12 protein-coding genes are annotated in these 15,402 nt (G+C 64.8%); 9 read left to right on the top strand and 3 right to left on the bottom strand.

From position 1 onward, the window contains the following. Positions 1-35 precede the first annotated feature (35 nt). Positions 36-1,823, top strand: coding sequence for a gamma-glutamyltransferase family protein (locus tag GPT34_RS14140; protein WP_291013791.1), 1,788 nt, complete (start codon positions 36-38; stop codon positions 1,821-1,823). A 12-nt stretch (positions 1,824-1,835) separates the two neighbouring features. On the opposite strand, the gene GPT34_RS14135 is transcribed toward GPT34_RS14140, so the two are convergent. Beyond that, complete coding sequence (locus GPT34_RS14135; protein WP_291013685.1) at positions 1,836-3,482, bottom strand: acyl-CoA synthetase; 1,647 nt, start codon at positions 3,480-3,482, stop codon at positions 1,836-1,838. A 45-nt stretch (positions 3,483-3,527) separates the two neighbouring features. On the opposite strand from GPT34_RS14135, the gene dnaG reads away from it, so the two are divergent. From dnaG to GPT34_RS14095, 8 genes are all read left to right on the top strand, one after another. Beyond that, on the top strand, positions 3,528-5,417 hold the full coding sequence (gene dnaG / locus GPT34_RS14130; protein WP_291013683.1) for a DNA primase: 1,890 nt from the start codon (positions 3,528-3,530) through the stop codon (positions 5,415-5,417). A 295-nt stretch (positions 5,418-5,712) separates the two neighbouring features. After that, positions 5,713-8,121, top strand: a complete 2,409-nt coding sequence (gene rpoD / locus GPT34_RS14125; protein WP_291013681.1) for an RNA polymerase sigma factor RpoD — start codon at positions 5,713-5,715, stop codon at positions 8,119-8,121. Positions 8,122-8,458: 337 nt separating this feature from the next. Further along, the gene (locus GPT34_RS14120; protein WP_291013677.1) at positions 8,459-10,255 is read left to right on the top strand and encodes an acyl-CoA synthetase; all 1,797 of its coding nucleotides are present in this window, start codon (positions 8,459-8,461) and stop codon (positions 10,253-10,255) included. A 1,072-nt stretch (positions 10,256-11,327) separates the two neighbouring features. Continuing rightward, positions 11,328-11,486: a hypothetical protein gene (locus GPT34_RS14115; RefSeq protein WP_291013675.1), complete on the top strand. Its 159-nt coding sequence runs from the start codon at positions 11,328-11,330 to the stop codon at positions 11,484-11,486. Between the two features lie 37 nt (positions 11,487-11,523). Beyond that, positions 11,524-12,360, top strand: coding sequence for an undecaprenyl-diphosphate phosphatase (locus tag GPT34_RS14110; RefSeq protein WP_291013672.1), 837 nt, complete (start codon positions 11,524-11,526; stop codon positions 12,358-12,360). Between the two features lie 39 nt (positions 12,361-12,399). Beyond that, a complete protein-coding gene (locus tag GPT34_RS14105) occupies positions 12,400-13,725 on the top strand; it encodes a hemolysin family protein (protein WP_291013669.1) in 1,326 nt (441 codons plus the stop codon). Further along, the gene (locus GPT34_RS14100; protein ID WP_291013800.1) at positions 13,722-13,931 is read left to right on the top strand and encodes a hypothetical protein; all 210 of its coding nucleotides are present in this window, start codon (positions 13,722-13,724) and stop codon (positions 13,929-13,931) included. Before GPT34_RS14105 ends, GPT34_RS14100 begins: the two co-directional genes overlap by 4 nt. Positions 13,932-14,028: 97 nt before the next feature. Beyond that, positions 14,029-14,406, top strand: a complete 378-nt coding sequence (locus GPT34_RS14095; RefSeq protein ID WP_363356947.1) for a hypothetical protein — start codon at positions 14,029-14,031, stop codon at positions 14,404-14,406. Between the two features lie 166 nt (positions 14,407-14,572). Here GPT34_RS14095 and GPT34_RS14090 read toward each other — a convergent pair whose 3' ends face one another. Both GPT34_RS14090 and GPT34_RS14085 read right to left on the bottom strand, forming a co-directional pair. Further along, the gene (locus GPT34_RS14090) at positions 14,573-14,878 is read right to left on the bottom strand and encodes a HigA family addiction module antitoxin (protein WP_291013666.1); all 306 of its coding nucleotides are present in this window, start codon (positions 14,876-14,878) and stop codon (positions 14,573-14,575) included. 47 nt (positions 14,879-14,925) lie between these two features. Further along, a complete protein-coding gene (locus GPT34_RS14085) occupies positions 14,926-15,195 on the bottom strand; it encodes a type II toxin-antitoxin system RelE/ParE family toxin (protein ID WP_291013663.1) in 270 nt (89 codons plus the stop codon). Positions 15,196-15,402: the final 207 nt, after the last annotated feature.

Below are 15,402 nucleotides of genomic sequence, written 5' to 3'. Positions count from 1 at the left end.
TCCGTTTTCTGCTGGTCGGCGCGCTGTGCGCCATCATGGCCTCCTGTGCTGGCCCGGTGGGCCACGGCCGGGTGACCGGCCAGGCCGCACCCCCGGCACAGCCCGAACAAGCTTCCGCCATCACGGCCAAACCCGGCTGGATGTTTCTGCGCCAGGCCGTGGCGGCGGCCAATCCGCTGGCCGCCGAGGTGGGCCTCTCCGTGCTGCGCGATGGCGGCAGCGCAGTGGATGCGGCAGTGGCCGTGCAGATGGTGCTCACGCTGGTCGAGCCGCAGTCCAGCGGCATCGGAGGTGGCGCATTCCTGATGCACCACGATGGCCAGCGTGTGCAGGCCTTTGATGGCCGCGAAACCGCCCCCTCAGCCGCCAACGAACGGCTCTTCCTCGACGACACCGGCAAGCCCCTGTCGTTCCCGAAAGCGGTGGTGGGCGGTCTATCGGTGGGTGTGCCGGGTACGGTCGCCATGCTGGCCATGGCCCATAGACAGCACGGCAAGCTGCCCTGGTCGCGGCTGTTGGTGCCAGCGATTCAGCTGTCCGAACATGGCTTTCCGGTGAGTCCGCGGCTGCACACTCTGCTCGCTGCCGACACCAGCCTCAAGGCCGATCCGGTCGCCGCTGCGTACTTCTACCGCACCGACGGCCGGCCGCACCCCGTCGGTCATATGCTTAAGAATCCGGAGCTCGCCGCCGTGCTGCGGCAGATCGCTGTGCAAGGACCAGCCGCGCTCAGCCGAGGGCCGGTGGCGCAGGCAATGGTCGACAAGGTCCGGCAGCACCCGGACAACCCCGGCGACATGACGCTGGACGATCTCGAGCTCTACCAGCCGCGCGAACGCGAGCCGCTGTGTCATGTGTGGCGGGCAAGCCAGCGCGACCTGCGCCTCTGCGGCTTCCCGCCACCGAGCTCGGGCGCCATCTCCATCGGGCAAATCCTGGGGCTGCTCGCGCGGACACCGCAAGGCGATTCACCGCTGACAAACGGACTGCCAGGACCCGGCTGGCTACACCGCTACACCGAGGCCTCGCGGCTGGCTTTCGCTGACCGGGCCCTGTACATTGCCGATCCCGACTTCGTGCCTGCTCCCGCCGGCCGCTGGACCAGCCTGCTGGCACCGGCTTACCTCGACCAGCGCGCCCGCCTCATCACCCCGACTCGCATGCCGCAAGCGCCTGCCGGTCAGCCGGGGGGAGCGGTAAGCAGTTGGGCACCCATGTCAGATCAGCCCGAGTACGGCACCAGCCACATCAGCATCGCCGACGCGTTCGGCAACACCTTGGCCATGACGACCACCATCGAGTCGGGCTTTGGTTCACGACTGATGGTGAATACCAATGCGGGGCGCTCCGGTGGATTCCTGCTCAACAACGAATTGACCGATTTCAGCTTTTCGCCCACCGATGCGCTGGGCAAGCCGGTGGCCAACCGGGTCGAGCCGGGCAAACGCCCGCGCTCTTCCATGTCCCCCACGCTGGTGTTCGACGACACCAGCGGCGAGTTGCTCATGAGCGCGGGCAGCCCCGGTGGTGCGTTCATCATCCATTTCACCGCCAAGACCTTGCTCGGCACGCTGCAGTGGGGCCTGAGCCCGCAAGCGGCGATCGACCTGCCCAACGTCGCCACCACCGGTGGGCCACTGTTGCTGGAAGAGAAGCGCTTTCCGACTGATACCCTGCAGGCCCTGCAGGCGTTGGGTCACACCGTGAATGAAACAGCTCTCACCAGTGGCCTGCAGGCGCTGCAACGGGGCACCCTCAACGGCCGACCGGTTTGGCTGGGGGGCGCAGACCCGCGCCGCGAGGGCATCGTGGCGGGCGACTGACCTGGCCTGGGCTCAGACCGCGATGGCTTGGGCGGATCCGGCCAACTTGCGAAGTTCAAACTTCTGAATCTTGCCGGTGCTGGTCTTGGGCAGCTCGCCGAACACCACCGCGCGGGGCACCTTGAAGCCGGCCAGGTGGTGTTTGCAGTGCGCCACGATGTCTTCGGGCGTGACCTGGGCACCCGCTTTAAGTTCAACAAAGGCGCATGGCGTCTCGCCCCATTTCGCATCGGGTTTCGCCACCACCGCGGCGGCAAGTACCGCCGGGTGGCGGTACAGCACGTCTTCCACCTCGATGCTGGAGATGTTTTCGCCGCCCGAAATGATGATGTCCTTGCTGCGGTCCTTGATCTTGAAGTAGCCGTCGGGGTACTGCACCGCGAGGTCGCCGCTGTGGAACCAGCCGCCAGCGAAGGCTTCTTGCGTCGCCTTGGGGTTCTTGAGATAACCCTTCATGGCGATATTGCCCTTGAACATGATCTCGCCCATGGTTTCGCCGTCCTGCGGCACCGGCAACATCGTCGCGGGATCGAGCACGCGCACATCGCGCTCCAGGTGATAGCGCACGCCCTGGCGCGCGTTGAGCCGCGCGCGCTCGCCGATGTCGAGCTCATCCCAGGCCGCGTGTTTAGCGCAGACGGTGGCCGGCCCATAGACCTCGGTCAACCCGTACACATGGGTCAGATCGAAGCCCATTTCCTCCATGCCCTCGATCATCGACGCCGGTGGTGCGGCGCCGGCCACCATGGCCTTCACACCAGCCGGGATGCCCGCCTTCATATCGGCCGGGCTGTTCACCAGCAGGCCGTGCACGATGGGAGCGCCGCAGTAGTGGCTAACACCGTGCTCACGCATCGCATCGAAGATCGCCTGTGCCTCGACCTTGCGCAGGCACACGTTCACCCCGGCGCGTGCCGCCACCGTCCAGGGGAAGCACCAGCCGTTGCAATGGAACATAGGCAGTGTCCAGAGGTAGACCGCGTGCTTGGGCATGTCCCACTCCAGCACATTGCTGATCGCATTCATGGCCGCGCCGCGATGGTGGTAGACCACGCCCTTGGGATTGCCGGTGGTACCGCTGGTGTAGTTGAGCGCGATCGCATCCCACTCGTCGGCCGGCAGTTTCCAGGCGAAGTCAGGGTCTCCGGTGGACAAAAAGGCTTCGTAGGTGCTGCTGCCGATGCGGTGGTGGTTCCCCTCGAAAAGGGCATCTTCGACATCGATCACCAGCATGGGTGCAGTGCCTTTGCGCAGGGCCAGCGCCTGCTGCATGGTGGATGCAAATTCCGGGTCCACGATCACGAGCTTTGCTTCGCCGTGGTCGAGCATGAAAGCAAGGGTTTCTGCGTCGAGCCGGGTGTTGAGCGCGTTGAGTACCGCGCCGGCCATGGGCACACCAAAATGCGCCTCCACCATCGGCGGCGTGTTGGGCAGCATCACCGCCACCGTATCGTTCTTGCCGATGCCGGCCTTTTGCAGGGCGCTGGCCAGTCGCCGGCAGCGCTCGTAGGCCTGGCCCCAGGTCTGGCGGAATTCGCCGTGCACGATGGCCAGGCGGTCCGGATACACCTCGGCACTGCGCTCGATGAACGACAGCGGGGAAATCGGCGCGTAGTTGGCCTCCCCGCGGGGCAGGTCCTGATCGTAGATGCTGGTCATGGTGTTGTCTCCTTTGCTTGGGGGCCCGTGCGCGAGAATACTCCTGTGGCCATCCCCCAGACCTTCATCCAGGAACTCCTCAACCGCGTTGACGTGGTCGACGTGGTCGGCCGCTATGTGCAGCTCAAGAAAGGCGGCGCCAACCTGATGGGTCTGTGCCCTTTCCATGGTGAAAAGTCGCCTTCTTTCAGCGTCAGCCCTACCAAGCAGTTCTACCATTGCTTCGGCTGTGGAGCCAACGGCAACGCCATTGGATTCCTGATGGAGCACGCTGGCATGAGCTTCATCGAGGCGGTGAAAGACCTGGCCCAGCAGACAGGCATGCAGATCCCGGAAGACGAGGCTTCTCCGCAGGACCGCGAGCGCGCCGCCCAGCAACGCCAGAAGCAGGCAACCCTCAACAGCGTGCTCGACAAGGCAGCTCACGCCTACATCCAGCAGCTCAAAGTGACCCCGCGCGCGGTCAGCTACCTCAAGGGCCGCGGACTGTCAGGCGAGGTCGCCAAGACCTTTGGCCTGGGCTATGCGCCCGAGGGCTGGCGCAGCCTGGCCAGCGTGTTCCCAGACTACGCCGACCCGCTGCTGGTCGAATCGGGTCTGGTGATCGAGCACACCGAGGAGAAAGGCGCGGATGGCGAGACCAAGCGCTACGACCGCTTCCGCGACCGCATCATGTTCCCGATCCGCAACGTCAAGGGCGAGTGCATCGGCTTTGGCGGGCGGGTGCTCGACAAGGGCGAACCCAAATACCTCAACTCGCCCGAGACGCCCGTGTTCAGCAAGGGCCGCGAACTCTACGGCCTGTTCGAGGCGCGCACCCCCATCCGGGTCGCGGGCTACGCGCTGGTGACGGAGGGCTACATGGACGTGGTGGCCCTGGCCCAGCTCGGCTTTGCCAACGCCGTGGCCACGCTGGGCACGGCCTGCACGCCCGAGCATGTGCAAAAACTCTTCCGCTTCACCGACTCGGTGGTGTTCAGCTTCGACGGCGACGGCGCGGGCCGGCGCGCCGCACGCAAGGCGCTGGACGCCGCCCTGCCCCTGGCCACCGACACGCGCAGCGTGAAGTTTCTTTTTTTGCCCGCCGAGCACGACCCCGACAGCTTCATCCGCGCCAACGGCACGGACGCCTTCGCCCAGGCCGTCAAGGAAGCGGTGCCGCTGTCGCGCTTTCTGATCGATGCCGCCGCCGCCGACTGCGACCTGGCCACAGCAGAGGGCCGGGCCCGCATGGCCAGCCAAGCGCGCCCACTCTGGACCGCCCTGCCCGACGGTGCCCTGAAGCGCCAGCTGATCGGCGATCTGGCCGACGGCATTGCGCTGGACAGCCAAGACCTACTGCAACTCTGGCAACAGCCCACCGGCCGCGGACGTGCAGCCGATGCCCCGCGCTCGCGGGACCCAGCCGGCGAGAACCGGCTGGGCGGTCAGCGCAGTACCTATGGCGCAAACACCGGCGCGGCCCGACGTAGCAGCCGGACCAGCGGCGCGCGCCGGGGTGTGGCCAGCCGGGCCGACCGTGCCATGGGCCTGTTGATGGTCAATGCCCGGGCCTGGGATAGCCTGTCGGCTGACGATCACGCAATGCTGTCGCAACTCAGCGAATCCCACGCGAGCGCCTTTGCCTGGCTGGAGTCCCAGCTGAACGAACATGGGCCTCAGTCCTGGGCGGCGCTGCGCGAGGCGCTGCGGGGTCACGAGAGCGAGACCTTCATTTGCACCCAGGTCGATGCCGTGCTGCTCGGCGCGGCCGATACCGACAACGATGCCGAGCTCAGCGAACTGGCAGGAGTCATGAACCAGCTGCGGATCGACCACCTCCAGCGCCAGAGCCAGACCCTCAGCGAACGGGCCGCCCACGACCCGGCGGCACTGCGGCGCCTGCAAGACATCAACCAGCGCATCAAAGCCCTGAAAGCGGTCCAGCCGGTATAATCCAAGGTTTTGCACCGCAAGCGCGACAGCAGCACCTCCGGACACGGCCTGACCCCAGCACAGGGGCGACACGGGATCTTTTCCTGGCCACTTCAGCGACCACAGCGGTCCTGACGGAACCCCGCAAGGGCTGCACACCAAATGTTCGCCCACCCAGCTTGCAGACCTGCCCTTTCCGGCGAAAGGCAGGTGTGGTGCTCGACAAAATCACCGGGACTGCCCGCTTGAACGGGGCTGTCTGGCGATGTTTGTGTGATCTGCCGGTTCCATTCCCGACGTTTTATTTGAGGTACTCATGCCTGCGAAGAAGTCCAGTACGCCTGCCGTGTCCCGCACAAAACCCGCACAGAAAGCCCCGCCCAAGGCGGCAGCTCCCAAAGCACCAGCCAAGGTTGCGCCACCGAAGAAAGCTCCTGTTGTGAAGTCTGCCTCTCCTGTTTCCAAAGTCGTGGCCAAGCCTGCGGCGAAAGCCCCCGCCAAGACCGCGGCCAAGGCCGATCCCAAGGCCACCGCCGCCGCCCGCAAAGTCGCCGCTGATGCCGAAGCCGGCCTGCTCGCGTTGACCATCGCTGCGCCCATCAAAAAGGCCGCTGGCCGCCCAGCCAAGGCTGATGGCACAGCCGCAAAGGCGCCAGCCAAGCGCGGCCGCAAGCCCAAGGCCAGCAGCTCGTCCGCCAAATCTGGCCGGGACATGGACGACACCGACCTGTCCGACATCGAATCTGATCTCGAGGGCGAGCCGGAAGAAGCTAGCACCGACACCACCCAGGTGGTGGAAAAGGTCAAGCCGTTGCGCATGAAGATCAGCAAGGCCAAAGAGCGCGCGCTGATGAAGGAATTTGGTCTGGACGACTCTGTCCTGTCCGAAGAAGAAACCAAGAACCGCCGCGATCACCTCAAGGCGCTGATCAAGCTCGGCAAGACCCGCGGCTACCTGACTCACGGCGAAATCAACGACCACCTGCCCGACAAGCTGGTCGAGGCCGAGACGTTGGAAGTGGTGGTGTCATTGCTCAACGACATGGGCGTGGCCGTCTACGAACAGACGCCCGACGCCGAAACCCTGCTGCTGAACAACACCGGCCCGTCGGCCGCGACCGAAGAAGAAGCAGAAGAAGAAGCAGAAGCCGCACTGTCCACGGTGGACAGCGAATTTGGCCGCACCACCGACCCGGTGCGCATGTACATGCGCGAGATGGGCACGGTCGAGCTGCTCACGCGTGAGGGCGAGATCGAGATCGCCAAGCGCATCGAGGGTGGCCTGCACGACATGATGGCCGCTATCAGCGAGAGCCCGGCCACTATCGCCGAAGTGCTCGCTCTGTCCGAAGAGATCCGCGAAGGCAAGGTGGTGATCTCCACCGTAGTCGACGGTTTCGCCGACGCCGACGAGGCCGACGACTACGTGGCCGAAGAGGACTTCGACGAATACGACGAAGAAGACGACGACGACGGCAAGGGTGGCTCCAAGGCACTCACGCGCAAGCTCGAAGAACTCAAGCGCGAAGCACTGGATCGTTTCGATACCTTGCGTAGCCAGTTCGAGAAGCTGCACAAGACCTACGACAAAGAAGGCTACGGCACGCCCACCTACGTCAAGACGCAGAAGGCCATCACCGAAACGCTGATGTCGATCCGCTTCACCGCCAAGACGATCGAGAAGCTCTGCGGCACCATGCGCGCGCAGGTGGACGAGGTGCGCAAGAAAGAGCGCGAGCTGCGCCGCATCATCGTGGACAAGTGCGGCATGCCGCAGGAAAAATTCATCGCCGACTTCCCGACCAACCTCCTCAACCTCAAGTGGGTGGAGAAGCAGGCGGCAGCGGGCAAGTCCTGGAGCGTGGTGATGGAGCGCAACATCCCGCCGGTGCAGGAACTGCAGCAAGGTCTGATGAACATCCAGAGCAGCGTGGTCGTGCCGCTGGCGCACCTGAAAGACATCCACAAGCGGATGAACTGGGGCGAGTCCACCTCGCGCGACGCCAAGAAGGAAATGATCGAGGCCAACCTGCGTCTCGTGATCTCCATCGCCAAGAAGTACACCAACCGCGGTCTGCAGTTCCTGGACCTGATCCAGGAAGGCAATATCGGGCTGATGAAGGCGGTGGACAAGTTCGAATACCGCCGCGGTTACAAGTTTTCGACCTACGCCACCTGGTGGATTCGCCAGGCCATCACCCGCTCGATCGCCGACCAGGCGCGCACCATCCGCATCCCGGTGCACATGATCGAGACCATCAACAAGATGAACCGCATCAGCCGCCAGCACCTGCAAGAGCATGGTTTTGAGCCCGATGCGTCCATCCTGGCCGAAAAGATGGAGATGCCCGAGGACAAGATCCGCAAGATCATGAAGATCGCGAAAGAGCCGATCTCGATGGAAACCCCGATCGGCGACGATGACGACTCGCACCTGGGCGACTTCATCGAAGACCAGGCCAACACCGCGCCCATCGAGGCCGCGATGCAGGCCGGGCTGCGCGAGGTGGTCAAGGACATCCTCGACAGCCTCACCCCGCGCGAAGCCAAGGTGCTGCGCATGCGCTTCGGCATCGAAATGTCCACCGACCACACGCTGGAAGAAGTGGGCAAGCAGTTTGACGTGACGCGCGAGCGCATCCGCCAGATCGAAAGCAAGGCGGTGCGCAAGCTCAAGCACCCCAGCCGTTCCGACAAGCTGCGCAGCTTCATCGACTCGATCTGAACCGGTCTTGCCCGCATAACAGAATGGAGCCTTCGGGCTCCTTTCTGCTTTTCTGGGTGCATCGCCTCATGCACAGACAGCATGGGTATTTCGGGCACACGCCTTGAAACCCTAGGGTTAACCCTTACCCTAGGGTCTTCTGTTGTTGAAGCCGATCCCCGGCATTTCCGTTCATGTACACCGTGTTTGCCTTCCTGACCCGCCTGCGCTACCGTTTCTCAAGCCAGCCCCGCCTTTGCGCCGCGCCGGTCGCACGCCAGCCCCGCGCCTGAACGTTCCGAGGTGACTGCGCCTCAAACAGACGCAGACCACAATGGGCCTTCCTTCTGGAACGCCCATGACCACACCTCACCCGACGCCGCCGTCTGCTGACGGCCCCCCTACCGAAGCGCCCGCGTGGCATGCCCCGTTCGCACCGGTGCGCCCGGTTCGCACGCCCGCCGATGTGCGCGCGCTCGAAGCTACGCCGCTGGCCGAAGCCATCCGCCCGAGCAGCACGTATGAGCTGATCCGCAACAGCGCGCACGCCTTCGGCGACAAGACCGCCCTCACCTTCCTGCCCTCGGCCGAGCCGGGTGCGCCAGCGGTGCGCTGGTCGTATTCGGAACTGCTCGCACGCGTTCACCAGACCGCCAATGCCTTGCACCGCCTGGGCATGCAGCCCGGCGACGCTGTGGCGGCGCTGCTGCCCGGCTGCCTGGAGTACCACCTGGCCCTGTGGGGCGGCGCGGCCGCTGGCATCGCGCAGCCGCTCAACCCGCTGCTGAGCGACGAAAAACTCGCCTCGCTGATGAACGCGGCGCAAGCCCGGGTGCTCATCGCCTGGGGTGACGACATCGCCGAGGGCGATCATGGCCTGTGGACCAAGGCCCAGCGCGTGCGGGGTCTGGTGCCCACGCTGCGCACTGTGCTGCGCGTGACGCCGCACGATGTCACCCAGCCCACCCCGCTGCCTGCCGGCTGCGCCGACTTCCATGCCCTCATCGCGGCCGAGCCAGACGACCGCCTGGTCAGCCGCCGCCAGATCGCGCCCACCGACATCGCCGCCTACTTCCACACCGGCGGCACCACCGGCGCACCCAAGCTCGCGCGCCACAGCCATGGGGCCCAGGTCTTCACCGCCTGGGCCTGCGTGCAGCTGCAGGGCGTGCGCGTGGACGATGTGGCCATCAACGGCTATCCGCTGTTCCACGTGGCCGGTGTGCTGCCGGGCTCGATCACCTCGCTGAGTGCCGGCGCCGAGACCGTCATCCCCACGCCCGCGCTGTTTCGCAACAAGGCGGTCATCGCGAACTTCTGGAAGCTGGTGGAAGCCCACCGCGCCACGGTGCTCACCGGCGTACCGACCGTGCTCGCCGCGCTGGCCAACGTGCCCGTGGGCGATGCCGACCTCTCCAGCCTGCGCTACGGCCGCACCGGTGCCGCGCCCATGCCGGGCGAACTCGCTACCAAGCTCAAGCAGCTGATCGGCATCCAGGTGCACGAAAGCCTGGGCATGACCGAGATGGCCGGCATCTCCACCATCACCCCGCCCGGCATGACCTCGCCCCCCGGCTGCGTCGGCATCCGCCTTCCCTACACGCATTGGCGCATCGTGGCGCTTGACGAACAGGGCGGCGCCAGCAACCGCGAGCTGCCGCCGGGCGAGAGCGGCATGGTGCTGTTCAAAAGCCCCAACCTGTTCTCAGGCTTTCTGGATGAGGCCGACAACCGGCACGCCTTCACGCCAGACGGCTGGCTGGCCACCGGCGATCTCGGCTACATCGACGACCAGGAGCGCCTGCACCTGAGCGGCCGCTCTAAAGACCTCATCATCCGCAGCGGCCACAACATCGACCCCAAAGTCATCGAGGACGCTCTGGCCGCCCACCCCGCCGTGCAACTCTGCGCCGCCGTCGGCGCGCCCGACGCCTACGCCGGCGAGCTGCCCGTGGTCTTCGCCACCCTCATCCCCGGCGCCGTGGCCACGGAAGACGAACTGCTGACCTTCGTGAGCGAGCGGGTGGACGAGCCCCCGGCAAGACCGAAGCGCGTGACGATCCTGGACACCATGCCCTTGACCAACGTAGGCAAGATCTACAAGCCGGATCTGAGGAAGATGGCGGCAGATATGAGGCAGCACGCCTGGCCCTGAGGCCGGTGCACATGAATCTCAACTCGTGTTGTTGCGGCTGAACTCCCGGCACGCCAAAGCTGTTGCGCCATGGTCGTGATCACCATAGCACACCACAGCAAGCCAACTTCTGGCGCGCGGGATCTAGCTGGCTGTTGGCGAAAAGTGGGTCCACCTGACGGTCCCGTCTCGACCCTCAGTTGCCGGTCAAGACGGCGGAATGCTGACCCTGAAGCCGTCATTCAAGCGCGCTCTCCAGCCGGGTCCAATCGGCCTTCACGTCCGTTGGTGATCCTCGTCCCCAGCACTCTGAAGCGCTATACCTCTGCAGTCGCTCCCAACGCTGCGCGCTCAGAACAAGGCCACCTCGGGACAAGTCCCACGGCCTGAGTTCCAAGCCCCACCGGGCTACCCCCGTCTGTATGCGCTGGACCGGCAGAACCCTTCCTAGCTAAAATCCAGCGATGTCCCCTCGGGTCATTGCCCTCTTACTCTCCCTCCTTTTGCTCTGGTCCGGTCTCAGCACCATCGAGGCGCCGCGACTTCTTGCGACGTCCTCGCCAGAGCAGGTAATTTCCTTCGTCCACACGGAGGGCGGCGAGGCACTGACGCTTGAGGGCTCGATAGAGCAACATCACCTGGACGACCTGCCTACTCAGGCCCAGAGCGATCCGCCACTGGATACACCCGAGTTGCTGCCTGCGTCGCTTTGGCCGGGCGCCCAATTGATGGTGATGGCACGGCCATACCCACTGGCCGCCGCTGAAGCGAGACCGCCCTTCCTCGCCGGGCCCTTGCGTCCACCCTGCTGCGTCGTCCTCGCGGGCTGAGGCACCGCTTCGCGCCGTCTTCAGCAACCTGACAAGAGTGGTTCTTGCCCGTGCGGCATCCCGCGATGCTGGTGCCCGCGCACGCCACTTGACGCCTTGACAGCGGCCCGCTGCCGCCCTTGCGGCGCCGCCTGCCAGCCCGTCCCGGACTTTCACCCGAACGAAGAACCCCTTGAACCAGACCAACCCCTACGGCCCGAGCGACGCGGGCATTTCCAGCGCCGGCGAACGCAACCGTGTGCTAGCTGCTTTCCCTCGCCGTGGTGCCCATCCTGGTGGGGTCTATGTCGGTCATGGGCGTGACGCTATCGCGCCTACTCGGCTCCGTGCTGGGGCCAGTCAACAGAGCCGGACAAGTCATGACGACCTTGGCCGGTACCGGCGCCGTCTTCGTGGGCGTGGCCGGCAGCCGCGACGAATGAACGACCCCGTCAGCAGCCTGCCTCGTGCAGAGGCCGCATGAGCGGATCTGCGTGGGCCGAAGCCGCCTTCCTGGGGCTGCTGCAAGGGCTGACCGAGTTTCTCCCGGTCTCGTCGAGCGCGCACCTGCGCATCGTCGGCCCGCTGCTGCCATCGGGGGGCGACCCGGGCGCCGCGTTCACGGCGATCACGCAGATTGGTACCGAGGCCGCCGTCCTGCTGTACTTCCGGCGCGAGCTGATTGCCATCGCCAGGTCGTGGCGTCGCTCATTGGCCAGCTTCGGCGTGCATTCCGACGCCGATTCGCGCATGGGCTGGCTGATTCTGGTCGGCACGCTGCCGATCGCCGGGCTGGGCCTGCTGTTCAAGGACGCGATCGAAACCTCGCTGCGCAACCTCCACATCACGGCAGCGATGCTGATCGCATTCGCGTTGCTGCTTTGGGCCGCTGACCGCTTCGGCATGCAGCGTCGCACATTGAAGGACCTGGGTTGGCGCCACGGCCTGCTGTTCGGCCTGGCGCAGGCGCTCGCACTGATCCCAGGCGTCTCGCGCTCGGGCGGCACCATCACGGCCGGGTTGCTGATGGGCTACACGCGCGAGGCCGCGGCACGCTACTCGTTCCTGCTGGCCGTGCCAGCGGTGCTGGCCTCGGGCTTCTACCAGCTGTGGCGCAACGCGGAGGTGGGCAGCCCGGTGGCGCCCGGGCCGACGCTGTTGGCCACCGTGGTGGCTTTCGGCGTCGGTTACGGCGTCATCGTCGCCTTCATGAAATACGTCTCCACGCGCAGCTACCTGCCCTTCGTCGCCTACCGCATCGTGCTGGGTCTGCTGGTGCTGGCGCTGCTCTCGGCCGGCATCCTGCAACCGCTGTGATGCCCTGATCACCCCCTTTTCTCAATCTGACGGTTCCTCATGGAAATTGCCATTCTCATTGCGCTCATCCTGCTCAACGGCGCGTTCGCCATGTCCGAGCTTGCACTCGTGACGGCACGCAAGGCGCGGCTTCAGAAGCTGGTCGATGCCGGCGACCGCGCTGCAGCAGCTGCCATCACCTTGGGCGAGGATCCGACCCGGTTCCTGTCCACCATCCAGATCGGCATCACCTCCATCGGCGTGCTCAACGGCATCGTCGGTGAAGCCGCCTTGGCCGGTCCGCTGGCCATCTGGTTGCTGTCCATCGGCGTACCCGAGACTTGGGCCGGCTACGCTGCCACGGGCCTGGTGGTGGTGGTCATCACCTATTTCTCGATCGTGGTGGGCGAGCTGGTGCCCAAGCGGCTGGGTCAGACCCATCCCGAAATGCTCGCTCGCCTGGTGGCGCGACCCATCAACTGGTTGGCCATCGCCACCAAGCCCTTCGTGAAGCTGCTGTCGCTCTCGACCCATGCGCTCTTGCGTTTGCTGGGTGTGAAGGACAGCGGTGGCAACGCCGTCACCGAAGAGGAGATTTACGCCATGCTGGCTGAGGGCACGACAGCCGGCGTCATCGAGACGCACGAACACGCGATGGTGCGCAATGTGTTTCGCCTGGACGACAGGTTGATCGGATCGCTGATGGTGCCCCGCGCCGACATCGTGGTGCTGGATACCGAACTGCCCTTTGGGGTCAACCTGGCGCGCATCGAAGCGAGCGACCACGCGCGCTTTCCCGTGGTGCAAGGCAGCATGGACGAGCTCAAGGGCGTGATCAACGCGCGCCAGTGGCTCTCTCGTGCCATGCGGGACGGTGCGCGCGAGCTCAAGGACCAACCACTGGAACCACCGCTGTACGTGCCCGAGACCCTGACCGGCATGGAACTGCTGGACAACTTCCGAGAATCCCACGTGCAGATGGCCTTCGTAAGCGACGAGTATGGCCAGGTCCAGGGCTTGGTCACTCTGCAGGACCTGGTCGAGGCCATCACGGGTGAGTTCCGCTCGCGTGACCCGCAGACCTCCTGGGCCGTACAGCGCGGGGACGGCAGCTGGCTGCTGGACGGACACATCCCGGTACCCGAGTTGAAGGACCGCCTCAATCTCAGTGCCGTGCCGGAGGAAGAGCGCGGCAGGTACCAGACCCTGAGCGGCATGATGATGCTGCTGACCGGGCGCCTGCCCAAGGAGGCCGACGCCGTGAACTGGGAGGGCTGGCACTTCGAGATCATCGACATGGACGGCAAGACCATTGACAAGGTGCTGGCCAGCCGCATGCCGGAGGCCGAATCCGCCGTCGATGAGCTGACTCCAGTTCGGTCATGACCGCCGCCAGCGCGGGCACGCCCAGCCAGTCCCTGTTGAGTGCGCTCGCGGCCGCGTTGTGCGTGCCTCTGGTCACTGCATGTTCCGACGACCAACCTACAGAAGACGTTGCGCAGATCAGCCCCTCGGATGTGACGCAGGCCCAGTTGGTGTCGGAACCGAATGCCCTGGGCCAGTCGCCCAATCTGGACAAGCGCTGGCGCTAAAGTGGGTGCGCAGCCGCTTCAAGATTTCGCCGCACTATGACGGCGAAAGTTCTTCACCGTCGTATGCGGCGTGAAGATGGCGATACCGCTCCTGGTGGTGATCCTGCTCATCGGCATCGTTGACATCGTGTTCGCGGTCGACACGATCCCGGCCATCTTCGCCATCACGACCGATCCGTTAATTGTGCTGACCTCCAACGTGTTCGCCATCCTGGGCCTGCGCGCGATGTACTTCCTGCTGGCCAATATGAACGAGCGCTTCCACCTTCTTGGTTACAGCCTGGCGATCATCCTGGTCTTAATCGGCGCGAAGCTGCTGCTGATCGACATCTACAAGATCCCGGTGGCGTTCTCGCTCGGTTTCACGGTCGTGACCCTGGTGGTGACAATGATTCTGTCGCTGGAGATCGCGCCCAAGGGCGCGCCCGGCGGCGCCTACCCGTTCGGGGCGAAGGAGGATGCGGAGCGAAGCTGAGGTGCTGATTGTGTCGACGGCACCGAAAGTCTTCTAGAACCTGTTTCTTGGTGATGGCGCGACGACGTCAGGCCATCCCCGGGCGATGAGTGGCAGGAAAGCTGCCTGTTGCCTCCGTCAGCTCCTGGCCGGCTGCAGGCACTCGAGGTGAACCTGCTGGCGTGGCTCAGGCGACCAGCGCAAACGGCTGGATCTCTTTGGCGATCGCTTTGCCGTTCTCGATCTCGGCCATTCGCAACTCGTAGGCTGCCTGAAGGTTCAACCAGCCCTTGGCCTCGCTGCCGAAGTAGCGCTCCAAGCGCAGGGCCGTGTCAGCCGAAACGCCGCGCTCGCCTTTGGTGATTTCGCTCAGGCGCGAGTAAGGCACATGCAGGGCGATGGCCACGGCGCGCACGCTGACGCCCATGGGTTTGATGTAGTCCTCCAGCAAGATTTCACCTGGGTGGACAGGACGCATACCGTTCTTGAGCATGATGCACTCCATTGCTGTTCAGGATTTCAATGCCAGCCGGGCATGGGTCAGTGTGGGTCTTCAATGAGCACGTCATAGGGTCCGCTCTCACCCCACTTGAAGGTCAGTCGCCACTGGTCGTTGATTCGCACATGCCAGGCACCGTCGTATTCCTTCAGGTCGTTGCCTGGCGGGGCCTTCATGAAACTCACCGAAGGCGCTGCGTCGAGCTGGGCCAATTTGCGCTCGGCTACGCTCTTGATGTTGACGAACCGGCGACACTTGCCTGTGGTGAACAGACTCTCCGTGTCGGAGCAGGCGAACGACTGGATCGACATGAAAAATATTGCCTGTTAACCGGTTAACAGTCAAGTCGAAGACTGTTGACAGCTATTTGGACATCGCGCAAGGACGCACCAACGAGGCGTGGGTGGCGCTGCTGATTGGACTGCCCGGAACCTGCCGTTCGCCAACGGCAGGTAGTGGCCGAGGCTGTGTGGAAACGCCACGGGCACGCCAGTATTGCCGATCCCTTGCTTCATGAG

Origin of the sequence: Hydrogenophaga sp. (assembly GCF_011390835.1) — a bacterium.
Classification (GTDB): Bacteria; Pseudomonadota; Gammaproteobacteria; order Burkholderiales; family Burkholderiaceae_C; genus Hydrogenophaga.
The sequence above is the reverse complement of the archived record's forward strand: the minus strand, read 5'-3'. Positions and strand labels throughout refer to the sequence as shown.